This window comes from Fructobacillus apis (genome assembly GCF_023893635.1).
In the GTDB taxonomy this organism is placed as follows: domain Bacteria; phylum Bacillota; class Bacilli; order Lactobacillales; family Lactobacillaceae; genus Fructobacillus; species Fructobacillus apis.
The window spans coordinates 143953-165798 of the sequence record NZ_JAMWYK010000001.1 but is presented as its reverse complement, the minus strand read 5'-3'; the positions used below and the strand labels follow the sequence as shown (position 1 = coordinate 165798).

19 protein-coding genes, 1 other RNA gene and 1 pseudogene are annotated in these 21846 nt (G+C 51.9%); 16 read left to right on the top strand and 5 right to left on the bottom strand.

The features are described 5' to 3' along the window. The first annotated feature begins 130 nt into the window (after positions 1–130). The 10 genes and pseudogenes from NFX39_RS00760 (at position 131) to NFX39_RS00715 (ending at position 9002) form a co-directional block, all read left to right on the top strand. A complete protein-coding gene (locus NFX39_RS00760; protein WP_252442073.1) occupies positions 131–511 on the top strand; it encodes a hypothetical protein in 381 nt (126 codons plus the stop codon). Between the two features lie 105 nt (positions 512–616). Next, positions 617–847 carry a hypothetical protein gene (locus tag NFX39_RS00755; protein WP_252442072.1) on the top strand — a complete coding sequence of 77 codons (231 nt, stop codon included), beginning with the start codon at positions 617–619 and terminating at the stop codon, positions 845–847. Positions 848–1357: 510 nt separating this feature from the next. Continuing rightward, positions 1358–3289: a DNA primase gene (gene dnaG, locus NFX39_RS00750; protein WP_252442071.1), complete on the top strand. Its 1932-nt coding sequence runs from the start codon at positions 1358–1360 to the stop codon at positions 3287–3289. Between the two features lie 8 nt (positions 3290–3297). Beyond that, the gene (rpoD, locus tag NFX39_RS00745) at positions 3298–4590 is read left to right on the top strand and encodes an RNA polymerase sigma factor RpoD (protein ID WP_252442069.1); all 1293 of its coding nucleotides are present in this window, start codon (positions 3298–3300) and stop codon (positions 4588–4590) included. Positions 4591–4788: 198 nt separating this feature from the next. Further along, positions 4789–5343, top strand: coding sequence for a QueT transporter family protein (locus tag NFX39_RS00740; protein WP_252442068.1), 555 nt, complete (start codon positions 4789–4791; stop codon positions 5341–5343). A gap of 113 nt (positions 5344–5456) precedes the next feature. Continuing rightward, a pseudogene (gene recU, locus NFX39_RS00735) lies at positions 5457–6065 on the top strand (Holliday junction resolvase RecU); the annotation flags it as partial. A 104-nt stretch (positions 6066–6169) separates the two neighbouring features. Further along, positions 6170–6739, top strand: coding sequence for an SLOG family protein (locus tag NFX39_RS00730; protein ID WP_252442067.1), 570 nt, complete (start codon positions 6170–6172; stop codon positions 6737–6739). A 305-nt stretch (positions 6740–7044) separates the two neighbouring features. Further along, entirely contained in the window at positions 7045–7404 is a 360-nt protein-coding gene (gene gpsB, locus NFX39_RS00725; protein WP_252442066.1) for a cell division regulator GpsB, read from the top strand. Positions 7405–7448: 44 nt separating this feature from the next. After that, positions 7449–7816, top strand: an RNA gene (gene rnpB, locus NFX39_RS00720) — RNase P RNA component class B. A gap of 259 nt (positions 7817–8075) precedes the next feature. Next, positions 8076–9002, top strand: coding sequence for an aldo/keto reductase (locus NFX39_RS00715; RefSeq protein WP_252442065.1), 927 nt, complete (start codon positions 8076–8078; stop codon positions 9000–9002). Between the two features lie 62 nt (positions 9003–9064). On the opposite strand, the gene fni is transcribed toward NFX39_RS00715, so the two are convergent. From fni to mvk, 4 genes are all read right to left on the bottom strand, one after another. Continuing rightward, positions 9065–10105 (bottom strand): type 2 isopentenyl-diphosphate Delta-isomerase, encoded by a 1041-nt coding sequence (gene fni / locus NFX39_RS00710; RefSeq protein WP_252442064.1) that lies wholly within the window; start codon positions 10103–10105, stop codon positions 9065–9067. An 11-nt stretch (positions 10106–10116) separates the two neighbouring features. Next, positions 10117–11340: a mevalonate kinase family protein gene (locus tag NFX39_RS00705; RefSeq protein ID WP_252442063.1), complete on the bottom strand. Its 1224-nt coding sequence runs from the start codon at positions 11338–11340 to the stop codon at positions 10117–10119. Then, positions 11333–12286, bottom strand: a complete 954-nt coding sequence (gene mvaD, locus NFX39_RS00700; RefSeq protein WP_252442062.1) for a diphosphomevalonate decarboxylase — start codon at positions 12284–12286, stop codon at positions 11333–11335. Before mvaD ends, NFX39_RS00705 begins: the two co-directional genes overlap by 8 nt. Positions 12287–12350: 64 nt before the next feature. Further along, on the bottom strand, positions 12351–13280 hold the full coding sequence (mvk, locus tag NFX39_RS00695; RefSeq protein ID WP_252442061.1) for a mevalonate kinase: 930 nt from the start codon (positions 13278–13280) through the stop codon (positions 12351–12353). A gap of 277 nt (positions 13281–13557) precedes the next feature. Between mvk and NFX39_RS00690 the strand changes: the two genes are divergently transcribed. The 5 genes from NFX39_RS00690 (at position 13558) to NFX39_RS00670 (ending at position 20318) form a co-directional block, all read left to right on the top strand. Continuing rightward, entirely contained in the window at positions 13558–15957 is a 2400-nt protein-coding gene (locus NFX39_RS00690; RefSeq protein WP_252442060.1) for an exonuclease domain-containing protein, read from the top strand. A gap of 473 nt (positions 15958–16430) precedes the next feature. Next, positions 16431–16958: a hypothetical protein gene (locus NFX39_RS00685; RefSeq protein WP_252442058.1), complete on the top strand. Its 528-nt coding sequence runs from the start codon at positions 16431–16433 to the stop codon at positions 16956–16958. Between the two features lie 7 nt (positions 16959–16965). After that, positions 16966–18159 (top strand): pyridoxal phosphate-dependent aminotransferase, encoded by a 1194-nt coding sequence (locus NFX39_RS00680; RefSeq protein WP_252442057.1) that lies wholly within the window; start codon positions 16966–16968, stop codon positions 18157–18159. 65 nt (positions 18160–18224) lie between these two features. Beyond that, positions 18225–19535: an asparagine--tRNA ligase gene (gene asnS, locus NFX39_RS00675; protein ID WP_252442056.1), complete on the top strand. Its 1311-nt coding sequence runs from the start codon at positions 18225–18227 to the stop codon at positions 19533–19535. Positions 19536–19601: 66 nt separating this feature from the next. Further along, on the top strand, positions 19602–20318 hold the full coding sequence (locus NFX39_RS00670; RefSeq protein WP_252442055.1) for a DnaD domain-containing protein: 717 nt from the start codon (positions 19602–19604) through the stop codon (positions 20316–20318). Positions 20319–20360: 42 nt separating this feature from the next. Here NFX39_RS00670 and NFX39_RS00665 read toward each other — a convergent pair whose 3' ends face one another. Then, positions 20361–20660 carry a hypothetical protein gene (locus NFX39_RS00665; RefSeq protein ID WP_252442054.1) on the bottom strand — a complete coding sequence of 100 codons (300 nt, stop codon included), beginning with the start codon at positions 20658–20660 and terminating at the stop codon, positions 20361–20363. A gap of 25 nt (positions 20661–20685) precedes the next feature. Between NFX39_RS00665 and NFX39_RS00660 the strand changes: the two genes are divergently transcribed. Continuing rightward, entirely contained in the window at positions 20686–21825 is a 1140-nt protein-coding gene (locus NFX39_RS00660) for a THUMP domain-containing class I SAM-dependent RNA methyltransferase (protein ID WP_252442053.1), read from the top strand. The last annotated feature ends 21 nt before the right edge of the window (positions 21826–21846 follow it).

Genomic DNA, 21846 nt, shown 5'->3' with positions numbered 1-21846 from the left:
CTCGAAAATTTTCCGGGGCTCTTTTTTATTTTCCATTCTAATTAGAAATTAGGCTAAAGTCTTCTAAATTCGCTATTTAAAGGCATCCGTGTTAGACTGAGGCATGCTAAAACGAGTAGAGGAGAGCATTATGCAGCAATCGAACCGTAACACCAAGCACCAACAAATGAATCACTTTATTCTGGGGTTTGGGTTGGCTAGTTTAGCAACTGCCTCCCTCGGATACTATGCCTATAAAAAGAAGTCCCTGCTATCGGGTACCTACCGCTATGCCTTTTACTTTTCAAACGACACGTTGATGACGGCTTCTTGTCTTTTCGTTGGACGTTTCTACCGATACCAGACGCAGTCTGAAACGGGACGGAAGGTCGTTCAGATTGGACGCTACGAAGTGGAAGGAAAGCATGTCATTTTCAAACGCCATGACGGCTATAACCGCATTGGTATGCTGTCGGAAGATCACCGTCTGATTGACTTTGGGGATGGCGTTATCTTGAGTAAAAAGAAGTAAATATAAAGTCAACTGGACGCTTTAGAACAGTTGGCTTTTTCTATTGAATTCACTTGACCAAGTTCATTTTTGGGACTACTCTTTTATTGAAGGGGTGTTAATGACATGAATAATCAATTAAGTAAAAGTCACGTTTTACGCAACGGTTTAATCTTTCTCGTTGTCTTACTGGTCGTGATGACGACCGCCTTTATTCTTGGATCTGATAACGCCCGTACGAATTCAAACATCAAGGTTAACCAACCAAGCACGAGCCACAAACTCTCAAAGGAAGAGTCTGAAAGTCAGGTGGTGCAGAAGGCAAACGGTGATGAGGACAACAAGAACTTAGGTTAGTCTGAAAAAATATAAGAAAGAAAAAGCGCTTCGTTTTAAACGGAGCGCTTTTTTCTACACAAAAAAAGTCCGTGCATGGTGAACACGGACTTTGGTCCCGAAATGAGGGGGTTGATTGGAAACTGGAAACCTCGGTGAAACAGAAGTACAAATACGAGGGGCTTTAAACTGAAAACTCACACTCACCCAGGTTTGGGAGTGGTAAACAACTGGGTGCAATCAACGTCTTTCGGGAGAATGGTAAGGAGGCTGACCTGGGGTTGTCAGGCCAGCGAAGGGACAAGAACCAAGCCCACTCCTTACGCTGCAAGCATAGCACGGAAGTGGGGGTGGAATTATTTCGTGTTGGAATAAAATATTCCCCTTCATCATATTCCAGCACGACCTGGAATAATTATGCTAAAACGTGCTTTAACTTTGACAGGAGGGGCGTTTACCTCTTATAATTGTAGCTAGACGGTTTGACAGAAATTACGGACATTTTGCGCCCAAAAACACAAAGGAGGGGTTATGGCTGAGCGGATTCCGCAACAACTAATTGACGAAGTTCGCTCCCAGAGCAACATCGTTGACCTGATTCAACAATACACTCCTTTGGTTAAGCGTGGTCGTGAATGGAACGGGTCTTGTCCCTTCCACGATGACCGCCGACCATCCATGTTCGTGGATGATAAGAAACAGGTCTTTCACTGTTTCTCCTGTGGTCGTTCCGGAACGGTTTTCTCTTTCTTAATGGAAAAAGAAGGCTACACGTATCCGCAGGCCATCTTAAAACTGGCAGAAGACGAGGGGATTTCTGGTTTGGACGAGTATTCCGGCCAGCCTTCGGCCCGCCAGGAAAAGTTCCAAAAGATTTACGACCTCTACGACGCGGCACAAAAGCTCTACACGCACATCCTGCTGAACACCACGGCGGGTGAGCAGGCCTTGGCCTACCTGAAGGACGACCGTAAGCTGGACGAGGACACCATTAAGCGTTACGCCTTGGGATTCGTCCCAAGCAACAACGTACTCTTGTCCTATGCCCGTGAGCATAACATTGATGAAAAGGTCATGGCCGAATCTGAGCTCTTCATCGAACGCGATGGCGAATTGGTTCGGGACCGTTTTAACAACCGTGTCCTCTGGCCAATCCGAAACGACCGTGGTCAGGTCGTTGGATTCTCCGGTCGTTCACTTGATCCGGACAACCCGGCCAAGTACATGAACTCGCCCGAGTCGCCCTTCTTTAACAAGGGAAAGTTGCTCTACAACTTGGACCAGGCGAAGGCCAACATCCGCTCCGGTCAAAAAGCCATGATCTTCGAAGGATTCATGGATGTGATTTCCGCTGACCTCGCCGGTGCCGGCGGAGCGGTAGCGACGATGGGAACGGCCTTGACGCCGGACCACGTGGCTGCTTTGACCAAGTTAACCGACCAGATTACGCTGGTGTACGACGGGGATGCCGCCGGTCAAAAGGCGGCCAAGCGCTCGATTCCGTTGATTCGCGAACAGGCGCCACAGGTGGAAATCGGTGTGATTTCACTGGCCGATAACCGGGACCCCGACGAAGTTCGCCGGGAACTTGGTTTGGACGCCTTGAAGCAGGCCTTGGAGCAATCGACGCAAACGCCAACCGAGTACTTGATTGGTACGGCGAAGCTCGGAAAGAACCTGCAGAACCAAGCCCAGTACCTGGACTTCTTGAAAGAAGTCTGGCCAGTCTTGGTGACGGCCTCACCGGTCGAGCAGGACTACTTCTTAAAGAAGATTGCCGAAGACTACGGCTCCTCGCTTGAGTCCTTGCAGTCGGAATTTAAGACCTACCAGCAGGAACACCCAGGCGGGCGTTCAAATGCCGGGTCAGGTTCCCACCAAGGCGGGCACTCAGTCGCCCCTGAATGGGACAGCGGCATGCCCAGTGAATGGGATGATTCCTTCATTCCAGACATTGACCCGCTGGCCGGCCGAAACGAGGCTGGTCCCTACAACGGGCCAAACTGGCAGGACGCGCCAAAGGAAAAGGTTTCCGTCGTCGAAAAGGCGGAGCGGGGCTTGTTAATGGCCATCATTAAATCGTCGAAGGTTTATGATGAAATCAAAAACAGGCCGGACTTTTCCTTCGTCCACCCCGATTACCAAATCCTCTTGATGCTCTTTGACGCATACAAAGAGGAGAACGAAGGGGATTTCGACCTCGCCACCTTCATGGACTACGTCCAAAAGCCCGAGCTCAACCAGAAGATGCTTGCCATCGACCGGGAGTTCGGCAGCCTGGAGGCAGGGGACGAAGCGGTGAAGGATTACCTGAAGGTCATCTTGAACCTGGCGCCCTATAAAGAACAGGAAACAAAGTTAAAGCAGCAAATTGCCCAGGCGAGAAACGAGCACGACGATGCCGCGTTAATCGCTTTGACAAACGAGCTCATTAACCTGAAGAAAAAGCACGCGCAACATTAGGAGAAAATATGGCAAAGATTACTAGTTCTAGCAAAATTTCTGAAATCAAGGCTTACTTGGATGAGCAACACATTGCTTACCACGGCCGCGCACGCAAGGTTGAACTCTTAGCCTTAGCCGAAGGAAAGACGGCGGAAGAAGCTGCTGAAATCGCGAAGAACGAACCAGCAAAGAAGCCTGCCAAGAAGTCTGGACCAATCAAGTCCGCTGCCTACGATAAGGCCGTTCGTGAATTGATCAAGGCCTACAAGCCAATGGCCCAAATCAAGTACGCGGAATTGTCTGAAAAGATTGCCGAACCCTTCCACTTGGATTCTGAAAACATCGAACGTTTGATGGAAAAGGTTGAAGATTCCGGTATCGCCATTGTTGACGAAAAGGGTGATCCAGCACCCGAAGTTTTGAAGGCTAAGCAAAACAAGCCTTCAGAAGAAGAACGTGCCGCCGAAGACGCTGCCACTGGAATCAAGATTAACGACCCTGTTCGCATGTACCTGAAGGAAATTGGTAAGGTGCCATTGTTGAAGGGTGACGAAGAAATCGAAATCTCAAAGCGTATCGAAGCTGGTGACGAAGAAGCCAAGCAGGAATTGGCCGAAGCCAACTTGCGTTTGGTTGTTTCCATCGCCAAGCGTTACGTGGGACGTGGTATGCAGTTCTTGGACTTGATTCAAGAAGGTAACATGGGTCTTATGAAGGCCGTCGACAAGTTCGATTACACCAAGGGATTCAAGTTCTCAACTTACGCTACCTGGTGGATTCGTCAGGCCATCACACGTGCCATTGCCGATCAGGCCCGTACGATTCGTGTGCCTGTCCACATGGTTGAAACGATTAACAAGTTGATCCGTATTCAACGTCAGTTGCTCCAAGACCTTGGACGTGAACCAATCCCTGAAGAAATCGGGGCTGAAATGGATTTGACGGCCGACAAGATTCGCGAAATTTTGAAGATTGCCCAAGAACCCGTTTCATTGGAAACGCCAATCGGTGAAGAGGACGACTCACACCTTGGTGACTTCATCGAGGATAACGAAGCCGTTTCACCAGCTGACTCAGCTGCCTACGAAATGCTCCGTGGTCAACTCGAATCCGTTTTGGACACGTTGACTGACCGTGAAGAAAACGTCTTGCGTTTACGCTTCGGTTTGGAAGACGGCCGTACCCGTACTTTGGAAGAAGTGGGACGCGTCTTCGGTGTTACCCGTGAACGTATCCGTCAGATTGAAGCCAAGGCCTTGCGTAAGCTCCGCCACCCAAGTCGCTCAAAGCACTTGAAGGACTTCATGGACGAAAACTAAAGCCTTAAAAAAATCCGACTTCGGCCGGATTTTTCTTATGGTAAGCTTTTAATAAGCTGTCAAAGTCTAACCCGACCCAGCTTCGGGTCTTGCTGACTCAATTCGAACAAGCGCCGATTTGAAATCGGTCGGAAACGAGCAAAATCGACAAACACGCGGTTCATCAACCATCCCGCGAGAACAAAACTAGGAGTTACAATGAACAACTTTAACAACACCCGCGCGTCAAAGGCGCAGAACATGACCTTGGTGGCCATCGTTGCCGCCTTGTACGCCGCAGTCACGATGGTGATTGCACCCATCGGATTCGGTCCCGTCCAACTCCGTTTGTCCGAAGGATTGAATCACTTGGCCGCTTGGAACAAGCGCTACATCTTGGCCCTTTCACTGGGTGTCTTGATTGCCAACCTGGTTTCACCAATGGGCTGGATTGACTGGGTCTTTGGTACCTTGGACACGGTGGCGATGACGTCGCTTACTTATTACCTGACCCGTAAGATTGCTTCACCATTCAAGAAGATTTTAATCTCAACTGTATCGGTTTTGACCGTCGGAATGGCTATCTTGGCTGCGGAATTCACGTTCGCCTTTGCCATCAACGCCACGGGCTCCTTTGCCCCTGACCACGCTGGTTCCATCTTTGCGAACTGGTTGTCCTACTACGTGATGCTCGTACCAGGGGAGTTTGCTTCGCTTCTTCTCGGTGGTGTGGTCATCTATGCTTTGTCTAAGTTCGTTAACCTAGCAAAATAACGTTTTTAAAAAAAGCTCCCGCGTTTAAAACGGGGGCTTTTTGTTTTTTCATTGAAAAAAGTAATACCCGTCCTATGCTAAAATAGGAGGAAAGCACACGGGAGGGGGATGACATGGTCAACTATCCAAAGGGCGTTCACGGGCCGCAGTCCGGCGTCAAGAATCAAATCAAAGCCGGCAAGCAGTCCAAGCGCGGCCTCACCTTCGGCAAGCGTGGGATGGGTCTCGAAGACGAAATCAACGCCGCAAACGACTACTACCTTGCCAACCACCTCGCCGTCATTTACAAGAAACCCACGCCGGTCACCATCGTCAAAGTCGACTACCCGGCCCGTTCCGCCGCCAAAATCACCGAGGCCTACTTCCAAAAGCCTTCCACGACCGATTACAACGGTGTTTACGCCGGCAAGTACATCGATTTTGACGCCAAGGAAACCAAAAACAAGACGTCCTTTCCGCTTAAAAACGTCCACGAGCACCAGGTGCAACACCTGGCCAACGTCGTCTCCCAGGGAGGCGTCGGATTCTTGCTCATCAAGTTCACCACGCTTGATGAGACGTTTTTGTACCCAGCACCCGACCTCGTCGAAGCCTGGATGCGCCTCGACGGCCACAAGTCCTTGTCCTACGACGAGCTGAAGGCAAAGTCCTACCAGGTGCCAGCCAAGCTGAATCCGTCGCTCGACTACCTGCAGGCCTTGGACTCCTACCTGGCCGATTTGGCAGCGGGCGTGAAGACGGACAGGCCGAAAAGTGGTCGCAAGAATGCCGCTTCTGATGCTAAGGGCGGCGCTGCGGATGCTAAGCGTCGTCAAGGTGGCCGTTCATGAGCCGGATTTGGGTGACGGGCTACCGTTCCTACGAGCTCGGCGTCTTCAAGGACAACGACCCCAAGGTGGACGTCTTGAAGTACGCGCTGAAGATCCGGTTAAAAGAGCAGCTGGACCAGGGAATGGACTGGATTATCACCGGTGGTCAGCCCGGCATTGAGCTCTGGACCGTGGACGTGGCCCAGGAGCTGAAGGAAGAGTACCCGCAACTTCGCGTGGCGCTCTTCGTGCCCTTTGAGGGCTTCGGCAAGAACTGGAAGGAAGGCAACCAGGGCAAGCTCGCAAAAGCAAAGAGCCAGGCGGACTTCTACGCCGCCACCTTCAAGGGCGACTACCAGGGTCCTTTCCAGCTGAAGGGTTACCAGGAGTTCATCCTGGAACACACAGACGGCGCCCTGCTCGTCTACGACACCGAGTTCGAGGGCAAGAGCCTCTTCGACGACAAGGCCATCAAGGCCTTCCAGCAACAAGCACCGTATCCGTTGTCACGCTTGGACATGGATCAGCTGCAGGATTTCGCAAACGATTACCAAGAGGCAATCAACGAAGAGAAGTGGAATAGCTAGGCGGTGGTCAGCTGTGTTAGACGCCCGGAGAAGAAGGCGCGCTGGTAGTGGAAGCTGTTAGCGAGGCAGTGGTGCCGGCAGTGCGGATAGTCCGTTTCGTTGGCGTGGCAGCTGACGGTTGGAATGGTGGACGATAGGCCGGGGGAGCCGGCCGTTTTTATATCAAAAAGAAGGCGATTTTTATCGTCATTTAATGAAACTTATTTAGAGTAAATGTATGAGATTCCAGTCTAATCTTGCTCTCAGCAGGGCATACTGGTATGATTAAATTAAATTCGAAGAATGAATTCAAAGGAGAAACTCTTTTGGCACAAGTAAAGTTTACGCAAAAAGATATTTACGACAAGATTTTCAAGCAAAAGCGCGTCGGTGTCGGTTACGATCCCGAAGACGTGGATGACTTCTTGGACGGCATCATCGCCGACTACGGTGTCTTCACGAAGCGCATCAAGGAGTTGCAAGACCAAGTTGGTCAATTGCAAGGTGCCTTGCAAGACGCACAGGACCAACTTTCTGGTCAACCTGCCTCAGCACCCGCTGAAAATCCTGCTCCAGCACCAGTTGAAGCTGCTCCTAAGCAAGAAGCTCAACCAACGAACTTGGACTTGATCAAGCGTGTGGCAAACTTGGAACGTGCCGTTTTCGGTGCTGACCACGAAGCCTAAATCTGTGGTACAATAAATCGTCAATAGTCTTTGACTAATTGGCAGGTATCGAGTAATTGCGCATCGGTTATCCGGTGTGAGGAAGGTCCATGCTCGCACACTCTGCGATGGGTGTAGTGTTTGTGCTGGGATAAAAAATAAACCCAGGCGTGCTTTGCACGACGGCGGCCAAAAGGACTAAGGCTCTGCTATGTCTGAGTCGGCCTGAAAGTGCCATAGAGACGTATGCCCAGGTGAAAGCCTGGGACTTGAGACGAGGTAAACCCCACAAGCGGGCAACCCAAACTTTGGTAGGGGCGGCTGACCTAGTGAATTGAAACGATGGTCGGTATGGCAGCAATGCTTAGATAGATGATTACTGAAGGTTAGTGGATCCCCAAAAGCTAACTGGAACAAAACATGGCCTACAGATACCTGTCGGGGAGCTCGCGTAAGCGGGCTTTTTTTATTGCCTTTTTAGATTGTGAGTCGATCGAATTGTTTGGAATAGTTGCGTTTTTATGACGTTTTTGAATCTTTTTGCCCTGTGCTTTTATGATGGGATTTCTTTTTGGTTTGTATGAAAACGCCGGGATAACCCGGCTAAAACGGCATTCTGCCGTAATGGTTCATTTGAAATAACGGGGGCATTTGTTTTACAATAGAATAGAAATAAATAAAGGAGGCAACACATGACAAGCAAGATTTTGCAAGAAACAACAAAGCTTTCAAACGGCGTTCAAATGCCAGTCTTTGGACTTGGTGTCTGGAAGTCATCCAACAAGGAAGCGGCCGAATCAGTCCAAACCGCCATCAAGAACGGTTACCGCATGATTGATACCGCCAAGCAGTACGGAAACGAAGCTGGGGTCGGCTACGGTATTCAAAAGGCATTGGTGGACAACCACTTGAACCGCAAGGACCTCTTCGTTACCACGAAGATCTTCAACGGTGACCAAGGGTTCGAATCAACGCTTGAAAACTTCAACGAACAGTTGGATGCCTTGCGTTTGTCATACGTTGACTTGCTTTTGATTCACTGGCCAGTGGAAGGCAAGTACGTCGACACTTGGTTGGCATTGGAAGAACTTTACAATTCAGGTAAGGTTCGTGCCATCGGTGTTTCCAACTTTGACGAAGCCAACTTGGCTGACATCGAAAACTTGGGCGGCTTGATGCCACACGTTAACCAAATGGAATTCAACCCATTGATTCAAGAAGAACACCTCTTGAACAAGATGAACGGCTTGGGCGTTGCCATGGAAGCTTGGTCACCACTCGGTGGTGGGGAAGCGTTGTCAAACCCAGACATCCAAGCCATCGCCGACAAGCACGGTAAGTCAACGGCCCAAACCATTTTGCGCTTCGACTACCAAATGGGTGTCATCACGATTCCTAAGTCAGCCCACGAAGAACGCATCATTGCCAACTCAGAAATTGATGACTTCGCCTTGTCAGAAGACGAAATGGCAACCATCAAGGGCTTGAACCAAGAAAAGCACACCATCTGGCATCAAGACTTCGCATGGCACAAGGGTTCAGAAGAAACCGGTGTGAAGGACGAAGTGTCATCATGGCCTGATTACGACGAATACTTGACGAAGAAGGTTGAGTACTAAAATCGTCATTTAAAATAAAAAAGAGCGACTCGTTTCGAGTCGCTCTTTTTTTATCGATCATTTTATAGCTGGTTGATGGTGTTGATGAGTTCGCCGGAATAGAGGCGAGGGGCGTGGGGCAGCTGCTTGATTTCCGTGGCGCCCAAGAGCGTCATGTACTTTGGCAACTGTTCCTGCCAGGTGCGGATGGTTTGCTCCAGGCCTTCTTCGCCGTCTTTCATCAACACCGAGAGGAAGTAGCCCGCTGACGACGCAGCGCTTGCGCCAAGCATCAAGGCCGTCGTCACGTCCTTTGCCGACTGAACGCCACCCGTCGCGATGATTGGCACGTCGATGTCCGCCTTCTGCGCGGCCAACAAAGCTTCCACCGTTGAAAGTCCGAAGGAGGAGAGGTCGAGTGGTGCCTCGTTCTTCCGGTCGCGGGCCTGCTCAATCTGATAGAACGAGGTTCCGTTTCCACCACCGATGTTGATGGCGGCGGGTTGAAGTGAGGCAAGCTCTCGAATCTCATCGACGCCCATGCCGAAGCCGACCTCCTTGATGATGACCGGCACTGGTGATTCTTCGATGACCTTCTGCAAGTTGTTCAGCCAGTGGAAACTGCGGTCACCCTCGGCCATCGACAGTTCCTGCCCCACGTTCACGTGCATTTCAATCGCGTTGGCATCGATCATCTCGATGGCCTTCAACACGTTTTCGATGGGGTGGTTGGCACCCAGGTTTGCGATTAAGAAGCCGTTCGGGTGCTTTTCACGGACAATCTTGAAGGATTCCGCTTGCTTGGGGTCCTTCAAGGCCACGGACTGTGAACCAACGGCCATCGCAATGCCCGTCTTTTCAGCGACCGTTGCCAGTTGTTCGTTTACTTTTTTCGTGGATTCTGAACCGCCGGTCATGGCCTCGATGTAGAAGGGCCACTGGAACGTTTCGTTTAGAAGCGTTGTCTGCGTGTTCGCCGTTTCCACCGCGCGGGTGTGCAACGTACCTGGCACCCAACGCACGTCGTCAAAGCTTGCGCCGACGACTGGCTTTTGATCGTCCCGCCAGAACTTCGTGGCGAGGGAGAGGTGTTCGTTTTTTCGGTTGGAGTGCGCTTCTGTCATCGACTCTTCCTTTATGCTTCAAATAGTGTGGTTTTAATTTGCGAAAGGCCAGCTTCTTCGACTTGCTGGTCTTCATCTTCCGTTAACGGGCGCTCTGTGAGCCAGAAACCGTTGTCACCAAATCCTGCGCCTGATACCTTGCCCGCGAGTGAATAGTCGTTCTTGAGTGCGAGAAAGGCCTTTAAGCGAGACGTCAGGTACTCGGCTGGCAGGGCGTCCACAAGGGCGTCCTGATTTTGGTCGAGCGCCTGCTTCAAGGCGTCGTAATCAGCTGCTTCAAAGGCTGCCTTCGCCTTCTGCACCGCGTTGGCGGAATGGGGAAGTAGTTCGCCTCGGTCGACCTTCTTGCCCAGCGCCTTCTTGGTGGAGGCGGGCTCTTTTGTCGCGAGGATGCTGAGTTGCCAACTATTTGGCCAGTTCAACTTCTTAATGGCCAAGTTGGTCCAGTCAAGGGTCTTGAAGTCAGCCAAGGTGAGGTTACGTGCGTGAACCTGCTTAATCCACGCAGGCGCCTGGTAGTAAATCAGGCCGGTGTGGCTGGAGGCGGCGAGGTCACCCAAGGAACCGGAACCCTGCACCAGGTAGTGGGCGAAGGCGGCTTCCTTGAAAATGGCCTTGAGCTTGGCGTCTTTGGCGTCGACTGTTTCATCGCCTGCTTGCTGGCTAGCAAAGAGCCGGTGCAGGGCGGATACAACGGCGACCGTCACGGCCGCTGACGAACCCAAGCCAAGCTTACCCTCGGCCGTCTTCATCTCGGAGTGGATGGCAAGGGTGATTTCGCTTGCTTGCTGTTTAAACCAGTCGCCGTGTTCAAAGACGACGATGGCTAAGGCGGCCTTCACGAAGGCCCATGTGTTTTCCTTGATGTCCTGGGTAGACCAGGAGGCGATGGTTGGCACACTGACCTGCAGCGGTTCGTCGAACTGTTCGGAGTGGACGGTGATGTGGCTGTCGTCCCAGCTTCGATTGACGCTAAAATCGAGGGGTTCGCTGCTGGAGGGGGTGGTTTGAACGCTTTGTTGGTTCAAGTTGTTCTGCTTGGCGCCCTTCGTAAGCACACCACTCTTGTTTGGTTTACTCGTGTACAAGACGTCACTCACTTCAACCAGCGTTCCCTTGATCGTCATCCCATGGTCCACCGCCGCGATAAGGGCGGGTTGACCCGGTGTCGTCACCGCGTATTCGCCGGCCAAGAATAGCTTGCCGGGGATTGTGAGGCGAACTTCCTTATTCATAGGAGATACCCGGTCCCGGCGTGGCGATGTCGAACTGAATCTTGCGGAACTGTTCGGCCAAGGCCTCCTTGATGGCAGGAGCCTGTTCCTGGTTCGTAATGATTTTGACATTTGGCCCGGCGTCCATCGTGGCGTAGGCGAGGTAGCCTTCCGCACGGAGCGCCTTGATCGCGTCTAACACCTTCATTGTGTTTTGGTTGAAGTAGGTGAAGCGCTGGTCTTCGGCCGTCAGGTTCAAGTCGTGCATGGAAAGGGCGTTTGCTTCGGCCAACTGACCGACCTTTTCGAGGTCCTTTGCCTCAAGCGCCGCCTTCATTTCTTCCAGTTGCTTGGCGGATTCGTCCACCCAGGACTGGTAGTTTGGTGACGTCTGGGCCCGCACCATACCATCGGAAGAGGAGACCTTCTTCACCGTGCCGGCAATCTTGCAGACGACAAGGGCGATGGGAAGGTCGGGCACGTCGATGTGGTGGGCGTAAGACGTCTTGTCGTCTTCACCCTTTTCCCAGATGGCAAAGTCGGGGAAGAAGGAGCGCGTTGCTGAACCGGATCCACGACGGGCCAAGCGGGAGAGTTCTTCGTTTGAAAGGTCCCAGCCGTTGAACTTGGCAACCGCAGCCGTCAAGGCCGCAAAGGATGAGGCCGATGAGGCCAAACCTGCTGAAAGGGGCACCTTGTTGATGGAGATGACCGTGAGCGGTGGGAAGTCACCCATCTCGGCACGGAGCACGTCCAAGAACTGGTGAACCCGCTTGCTGTCCTGTGGCAGTTCGTTAATGTAGAGCTTGTCTTCTGGTCCTTCTTCGACCGTCGTCTTCGTGTAGTACTCGTCTAACGTCAACGACAACGAAGAGGTTGTGGGCAAGTTCAATTTGACGTCGCGCTTTCCCCAGTACTTGATTAAGGCGATGTTGGTGTGCGCAATGGCCGTCGCATTCGTTGTCATAAGTAACCTCAAATTCCTTTAACTAAAAGCGCTGACCGACCGGTCAGCGAACGATAATCTTTCTTTAAAGCGGTTGAATCCACGTCTCTTTGGCGCCGGCCTTTTCCAAGGCTTGGGCGATGTCGGTCGCCTGCTCGTCGTCTTCGGCGATGGCAAACATGGCACCACCAATTCCGGAACCGGTTAGCTTGGCCCCGAGGGCACCGGCCTCAATCGCGGCGTTCACGAGCTGGTCCAACTTCGGGTGGGAAACCTGCAGGGCCTGCAAGTCGTGGTGGGCGGCGGTGAAGAGCTGACCCAATAATACGGGATCGTTTTCACCGAGCGCTTCCTTCACGCCGTAGGCCAGTTCACCGAGGTGCTTGATGGCACCCCAGGCGCTTTCTGGGTTTTCCTTGAGCTGGCTTTTGACAATGTTGACCGCCCGAACGGTTTGGCCGCGCACGCCCGTGTCGGCTAATACCAAAGTCGCTTCCAACCGCGTCTCAAAGTTTGTTGTTTGTTTGTGCATGAACCACACCGGTTCTTCCGATGACACCGTGGCGGCGTCAAGCCCAGAAGGGGAACCGTGGGAAATGTTTTCCGCAAGGGAAGTGTAGTGCGTCAACTTTTCCTTGCTCAACGCTTCGCCCCGCCATTCAAAGAAGGCACGAACAATGGCTGTCGCCAAAGCCGCCGAAGCACCGAAACCGCGTTCTTGGGGGATGACCAACTCGATTTCAAGCAAGAAACCGTCTTGTTCGCATCCGAAGTCCTTTTGCAAGGAAACAATCAGTTGACGAAGCCCTTCGAGGTCGTCGCCCAGTTCCGAGAGTTCCTTCGCCTGACCGGCTAAGATAACGGTCTGGTTTTGCGTGAGTGATTGGAAAGTCGCTTGTACTTCTAAGTTTAAGAGGGGAATGGCCACGGCCGGTTGATCATAAACAACGGCGTGGTCCCCGATTAAAATGGCCTTGGCGTGCGACCGCCCGGTTCCAATACTTTGTTTTTTCATATGTAAAAAGCTCCATTAATTAATAATATTGTACCGCACCGGGGGAAGTAGTGTAAAATGGGCAACAGATAGTCATTTTGTCTTAAAACGTGTCGACTGTTGTTATACAGAAAGCTGCGCTTTGTCCGCGACCTTTTGACGATGAAGTCAGTCTGCTTGAGAATCGGCCGGTTGCTTTGTCCGCAAGCTTCTGATGATTGGACTTGAGCCGTGAAAATCAACGACCTGGCCGCTTTTGACTTTGACAAGATGATAAAAAACGATGGAAGGAGTCCTGATGAAAGAATCAGCCGCCTTTGTCATCGTCGATCTGGAAACGACCTCGCCATCCGTCGAAAACGGCGGGCGAATTATTCAGATTGGGATGACCTTTGTTAAAAATAAAAAAATCGTGGAGCACTTCGACTCCTTCGTGAATCCAGCGCAACCGATTGATAAAAAGATTCAACAGCTGACGCACATTTCGCCAAAGGACGTGCAGGACGCACCGTTCTTCGAGGAAATCGCGCCATCTTTGCAAGCCCTCTTGAAGGGACAGGTGTTCGTTGCTCACAACGTGAACTTCGACCTCCCTTACCTGAACGCCGAGTTCGAACGCGTCGGCCTCCCCGCCATGGATTTGAAAGCCATTGACACCGTGCAACTGGCCCAGATTATGTTCCCAACGGCACCGGGATACCGCCTGTCCGACTTGACGACCTACTTGGACCTGCCACTCGTTCAGGCCCACCGGGCAAACGCCGACGCCGAGGCGACCGCCCACTTGATGTTGGCCATCTGGCAAAAGGCGCAGTCGCTGCCTGAAAAGACGAAGCGCGCCCTGCTTTCAATGGACTGGGGCCTTCTTCGCGAGAGCCAAGAGTTCTTGAAGATGGCCTGCAAGTCCAAGGGTTCCTTTGAAGAAGTCGCCGAAGGGGCCTTGAAGAAGGTTAACCACGAATCACCTTTCAAAAAGAAGGCCAAGAAGGAAAAAGACCAAAAGCAGACGACTTTCCCACGCTCGATGGAAGAGAAGCGTGCCATCCTTGGTCCTGATTTGGACATCGACGAGCAGCGAAACGAGGTCATGAATACGACCAACGACCTGCTGGCCCGTTCCCAAAAAGAGGTGACCGTCTTAACCACGCCACCGCGCCTGAAGAAGACGGGGGCTTACTTGTTCCCACTCTTCTTCCAGAAGCGAAACAAGGCAACCTGGTTGATTTCAGACGACATCGGCCTCATCGTTCACCAGAAGATGATGCTGCAAAACATCTGTGAGCGTCTGCCAAAGCAGATGATCTCCTACGTGTCACTTTACAAGCCGGAAGGGTACTTGGACGAAACGAAGTTCCGCGCCTCGTTGAAGAAGGCTTCGACCAGCGGTGCCAGCTTCTGGCAGGCCCAGATTCTGGTCTGGCTCTCCGAAACGCCGACGGCTTCCTTCGCTGAATTGCCGCGCGGTCTTCGCGCCCACCAGGACTTGAAGAGCGTGGCCGCCGACGAGAATTCCAAGGTCTTCCAAACGGCCTTCGAACTCGCCGAAAAGGCCGACGTCGTCTTGACCACTTACGACAGCTTCTTTGGCTGGGGTAAGAAACTGGCCGACGCCCAGGACCGTTCGGACAAACCGGCCGTCATCTTGGAAAAGCCAATGAGCATCAAGGACGCTTTCCAGGACGCCGTTGGCCTGACGCTGCCGCTTGGCTTCTACCAGGACCAAGTGGCCAAGGTTGCCGATCAGGCGGCCCAGCTGCCGGCCAAGTTGCGCGGCCGCTTCCAAGTGGCCCTCCACAACTGGTCGGTTGCCTGCCAAAAGATTGACCAGAACCTGACCGAAAAGGATGCTTTGAAGGCGGGAAAGGCCATCTTAGACCGCTTGCTTTCGGTTCTCGAACTGGTCAACAAGGCCAACCTGAACACCCGCCTCGCCGACTACGAACTCGTGCAAAAGCGTGAGAAGCTCGCCTTCCTCGCCGCCCACCAGGAAGTCATTAAGAAGACCTTCTGGAAGATTGATGACGAAAAGGGTCAGCAAGAGATTCACTTTGAAGTCGACGAAAAAAAGATTTACCAGCGTTACTTCCTGAAGCAGGTGAGCCAGGTGCTTGCCGTTTCCAGCTTCTATCCAGAAGACGTCGAATCTTTCCTGCAGGCCGTCCCACGCGGGGTCTTTCTTCCAGAAGAATCCCAGACGCTGCAGAGCGAAACCCAGCTCAAGACGATTTTGAGCACGGAGAAAAACGAGGACAAGCAACTGCTTTCCTTATTTGAAGCCAACCGCGACCACATCCTCGTGATCACGGAAGACGAGGCCAGCCTTCGTCACTGGTACTTCAAGCTCTCCGCCAAGTACGGGGAAGAGTACGTGACCTACGGACAAGACCTGTCCGCGCCGTTAAAGAAGGCGGCGTGGCAGGCTTCCGGGGAAGAGAAGTCCATCTTGGTCGTTGACCAAGATTACTTCTCCGCCCTCTTCGAACAAAACGTACCGGTTCCAGAAGTGGCCTTTATCCCAAGGGCCAACCGATGGGCCGACACAGATGACTTGCTTCAATTAACGATGGCTCTCCAAAAGGACGCCCACTCTCTTTTGCTTTCGCCTTTAAGTCAGGGTCAGCTAAAGGGACTGAGCGGCCACCTCGCCGTCATGAATCCGAGTCGCAAAGTCATGAAGAAAAAAGCCTTCGAACGCTAAGGTTTTGCTTTAAGAAAAAGACAGGAATCCCTGTCTTTTTTCTTTTGCATTTGCATTGGCATTGGCTGGCAAAGTCAGGGGCGGGGAGGAACGAGTGGGGACGTTTGGGTTCGGAGATAGCGGGGACTTTGAAAGCGGATCGAGGGCGTGCTTAGGTTCGAAGGTATCGGGGACTTTGAAAAAGGAGAAGGCCGGGAACGCCGCGGCTTTCGCCTGGTGTTTTTAAGCGAGGGCGGGGACTTTGACCAACGTTTGTTAGGCGGAGCGGCTTGCGCTGTTCTGGCCGTTTGCCAGGCGGGTTCGATTCATGTGTGTCCGCCATTTTTCCGGCGGGGTCGGGTCGGACTTTGACAGTGTCTTAAAGCCGATTTGAAAGCGGACAAAAACGGGGCTTTTTGCCTTAGAATTTCCCGGCGAATGGTCGCGTTTTTTGCTATAATAGTGAACAGTATAGCGAACGTGAAGAGGTTTCCATGGAAATTCATGACAACTTACGGGTCAGAATGGCCCGCCCAAAGAAATTTTCCTGGTCAAAGTTTATCGCGATCATCGTCGCCATCGCGGTTGTCATCATAGCCGCCTTGGCCTTCTACGCCTACTTGGCCCTTCGCCCAATGGCAAAGGCCGAAAGCAACGTGCAAACGGTGGTCAAGCAAAAGACCAATCTACAAAACTTGCACGACATGACCGTCGACTACCGTGACGGGGCGACCTACGCGGTGCTCGGGGATGAAAACGGCAAGCAGAAAGTAGCCATCATCCACGGCAAGAGCAAGAACGTGAAAATCTTTGATTACGGCAATGGCATTTCACCCAGCGAGCTGAAAAAACGCTTGAAGGGGGATGACTACTTGGCAAGCAAGATTTACTCCGCCAACCTTTCCGAATACCAAAACGCTTTGGTTTGGGAAGTTTCCTACCGAGACGAAGGCGACAGCTTGAACTACCTCACGATGGATTACAAGACGGGAACGGTGTACCGGGCCGTGAACGGAATCTAGGAGCAATATGTTAGCAGAAGAAGAGTTTACAAAGCGGTCACAAAAGGTTCAGCCCTCCGCTACCTTAGCCGTCTCAAAGAAGGCCAAGGAAATGGCGGCGGCCGGGGAAGATGTCATCAACCTCGGAACCGGGGAACCGGACTTTACCACGCCAAAAAACATTGCACAGGCCGCCATCAAGGCCATTGAAACCGGCAAGACGTCCTTCTACACGCCCGTCGGCGGTGTCTTGGAACTTCGCCAGGGAATCGCGGACTTGACCAAGAAATTGACCGGCCAAGAAATCAAGGCCAACCAGGTCACGGTCACAACCGGTGCCAAGATGGCCCTGTACGCCCTGGTCCAGATTCTGGTCAACCCGGGCGACTTGGTCGTTTCGGCCAAGCCCTACTGGGTCTCCTACGCCGAACAGGTCAACCTGGCCGACGGGAAATTCCTCGCTTTGTCAGATGACACGACGGCTGGTAAGCTTACTGTAGGAGCCTTGAACCAACTGCAGAAGACGCCGAAGTTGATTATCTTGAATAATCCAACCAACCCGTCTGGTATCCTGTACACCAAAGACGAGGTCCAAGCAATCTTGGACTGGGCCGAAGAACACGGTTCTTTCCTAATCGTGGACGAAATCTACGGTCGCCTGGTGTACAACAACGCGGTGTTTACAAGCGCTTTGTCGCTTCGGGAAATCGCCAACTCCAAGCTCATCGTCGTGGACGGGGTCTCAAAGTCCTACTCCATGACTGGATGGCGTTTAGGTTGGGCGATTGCCGATGAGACGGTGATCAAAAACATGAACAAGGTGCTGGGTCATATGACCTCGAACCCGTCAGCTGTTTCGCAAGCCGCGGCGCTGGAAGCCGTTACCGGCGACCAGGGCGCGGTGGAGGAGCTGCGTTTGGCATTCGAAGGTCGTTTGAACGAAACCTTCGCCCGCATCGAACAAATCGACGGGATCCAATTAGCTGAAAAGCCTGAAGGGGCTTTCTACTTCTTCATCCGGATCGAGGACTGGCTCCTTGAGAAGATGGGGCTTTCAAACTCAGCTGCCTTTGCCGAAAAACTTTTGGAAGATGAAAAGGTGGCGGTGCCGGCGGGCGAGGGGTTCGGAATGCCTGGTTACCTAAGAATGTCTTACGCCAAGGACCAAGCATCCTTGAACGAGGCGCTTTTGCGCATCGAACACTTTATTCACAATGCTTAATCCGGCTGTTTTCAGCCATACATAGTAAAACTAAAAAGGAGGCGGGGGTTAGCCCCGACAACAAGATGACAGAACAAACGATTCCAACGATTCAAATTAAAGACGCACCACAATACGTGGGTCAAACCGTAAAAATCGGTGCTTGGTTGCGGAATAAGCGTGGTTCCGGAAAGATGGCCTTCTTGCAATTGCGCGACGGTACGGCCTTCTTCCAAGCCGTTGTTGCCAAGGCTGACGTTTCAGAAGAACTCTTCGAAACGGCCAAGGAATTGAAGCAAGAATCATCCATGTACGTCACGGGTGTCATCAACCAGGACGAACGTTCAAAGTTCGGTTACGAAATGAAGGTTTCTGACATCCAAGTGATTGGTGAATCACACGATTACCCAATCACGCCAAAGGAACACGGAACGGAATTCTTGTTTGACGAACGTCACTTGTACCTCCGTCACATCAAGCCATTCGCCACTTTGAAGATCCGTAACACGTTGATCGCCGCCACTTACGAATTCTTCAACAACGAAGGCTTCATCAAGTTGGACGCCCCATTGCTTACGGGTTCAGCCCCAGAAGGTACGACGGAATTGTTCGAAACGGACTACTTCGGTCAAGACGCCTACTTGTCACAGACTGGTCAGCTTTACGCCGAAGCCGGTGCCATGGCCTTCTCAAAGGTCTTCACCTTTGGTCCTGCCTTCCGTGCCGAAAAGTCCAAGACCCGTCGTCACTTGACGGAATTCTGGATGATTGAACCAGAAATGGCCTTCTTTGACCAAGAAGCTTCCCTCGAATTGCAAGAACGCTACGTGGCCTTCTTGATTGAAAAGGTCTTGGAACGAAACGAACAGGAATTGGACTTGCTTGGCCGTGATAAGGACTTGTTGAAGTCATACACGCAATTGCCATTCCCACGTGTCTCATACGACGACGCCATCAAGTTGTTGCAAGACAACGACTTCGACGTTGAATGGGGTGTCGACTTCGGTTCTCCAGAAGAAACGTTCTTGGCAAACCACTTCTCAAAGCCTGTCTTCATCATGAACTTCCCTAAGGCTATCAAGGCCTTCTACATGAAGCGTCACCCAGAATGTGAAGACGTGGTTGTGTCAGCCGATTTGTTGGCCCCTGAAGGATACGGTGAAATCATCGGTGGTTCAGAACGTGACACGGACTACGACTACTTGAAGCAACGCATCGAAGAAGAAGGTCAGTCTTTGGAAGACTACAATTGGTACTTGGACTTGCGTAAGTTCGGTTCCGTGCCTCACTCAGGATTCGGTCTTGGTTTGGAACGTATGGTGACCTTCGTTACGGGTGAAGAACACATCCGTGAAGCCATCCCATTCCCACGTATGACGCACCGTTTGCGCCCATAAGCAATTGATATTCGTGTTAAAAGCGCCCATTTTTAGTGGGCGCTTTTCGAGCAATGAGGAGTATTCATGAACGATCAGGTGAAAGAATTAATTATGGCCGGTCAAACGACCGTCTATAATCAAGTGCTGATTCATTACCAAGATCTTGGGTTGGACAACGACGACCTTGTTATCTTTATTCAAATTAACCGCTTGCAAAACCAAGGGGACCAGGCGACGCCGGCTGGCATTGCCTCCGTCATGAAGGTGACCGAAAAGGCCGTCTCCACCCGGATTCAAGCCTTCATGAAGAAGGGCTTGGTCAAGGTTCAAAGTATCGGGGCGCGCCAGGAGTTCTTTGACTTTTCCCCGCTCTACGAGAAGCTGATTGAGGGGAAGGGTGCTGCCGTCGAAAACCACGTGGTGTCAACCGGACAACAATCCCGTCGCGAAGTCATGAAGATTTTGCAGGGGGAGTTTGGCCGTGTTCTCTCACCAATGGAGATGCAGACTGTCAACCAGTGGTTTGACCAAGACCACTTTGACCCGAACATGATGACCTTGGCCATCCAGGAGGCCGTGGCCAACAACGCCCGGTCACTCCGCTACGTGGAAACAATTTTGATCAACTGGAAGCGCGACAACCTAACGTCACCTCAGGCGGTGCAAATCGCCAAGGAAAAGCGCCGGGCCGTGAGCTACCAAACCGGTAACAGCCGCTATCAAAACCGCGCCAAGAAGCAAGGCGAGCAGACGACAGGTCCAAAGCCTAAGGTGCCAAACTTCAAATTTGACCAGTTTTAAGACAAAAGAAAAGTCGCCGGGAGAATTCCTGGCGACGCTTTCTTATTTTAAGACCAAAACACCACTTTCATCCTTGTGAAAGCCCAGAACGGCCCGGGCGTTTTGCTGGATGAGGCAAAAGAGCTGCGCCTTTTGCCCGACTTGAGACAGGCGGGTTTGCATCTGCTCCAAAGTCAACGGCTTCCCGTTTGGGTCGATGACAAAGCCAATTTGGCTGTCGTCTTCCAAGAAGCGGAGACCGGTAATCGGGGCAAAGTCGGATCGCTCTTTACCTAGCTGAGCATAAAGCTTAGTATTGGTATTGAAGAATGTGGTTAATGAAAAGAAGTCAAATACGTTCATAATAGCTATATTATAAAGGAAAATCATGGAAAAGAAATACACCATTATGGTTACGGTCGCCGCCGGATTAGAATCCGTCGTCGGGCAGGAATTAAAGAACATGGGTTACGACGTCCGTGTCGACAACTACCGCGTCTTCTTCGAAGGTACGCAGGCCGACATCTTGCGCGCCAACCTCTGGTTGCGTACGGCGGACCGTGTGAAGATTGTTATCGGTTCCTTTGAAGCCAAGACTTTCGAAGAGCTCTTCCAAGGCATCAAGGCCTTGCCAGTTGAAGACTACTTGAACTACGACTCTGAGTTCCCGGTGGCAGGTCGTTCCCGTAACTCCGCCTTGCACTCCGTGCCAGACGTGCAGTCGATTACGAAGAAGGCCATCGTTCAAAAGTTGCAGGAAGCCTACCACGTGCGGACGCGTCTGCCAGAAAACGGCTTCTTCGCCCAATTGGAAGTCATGATTTCAAAGGACCAAGTGATGTTGACTTTGGATACGACGGGACCATCCTTGTTCAAGCGTGGTTACCGTGTCGAAAAGGGACCCGCTCCTTTGAAGGAAAACTTCGCGGCTGCCTTGATCTTGCTCACGAACTGGAACAAGGACATGCCTTTTGTGGACCCAACTTGTGGTTCCGGAACGCTGCCAATTGAAGCGGCCTTGATTGGTCGTAACTTGGCGCCTGGTTTGACCCGTACCTTCGACATCGAGAAGATGGACTGGTTCGACCACGAACTCTCCGACACCATCCGTGACGAGGCCGAAGACAAGGCGGACTATGATTCCGAGTTGAACATCAAGGGTTACGATGTGGACGCCCGCATGGTCAAGATTGCCCAAGAAAACGCCAAGCACGCCGGATTGTCCCAGGACATCACCTTCGGTCACATGGACTTGGCCGACTGGTACCCCGAAGAGGAAGCCGGGGTTTTGGTTTCCAACCCACCATACGGTGAACGAATGGGTGAGTTGGAAGCGGCCGAAGAACTCTACAAGACGATGGGAATCTTGTACAAGCCGCTTAAGCACTGGTCAAAGTACATCTTGACCTCCGACTTAAACTTCGAAAAGGCCTACGGTCAAAAGGCCACGAAGAAGCGGAAGCTTTACAACGGTCAGTTGCGCGTTGATTACTTCCAGTACTGGGCCAAGCCAAATTTTAAAAAGTAAAAAATGATGACGAAGTCGAAT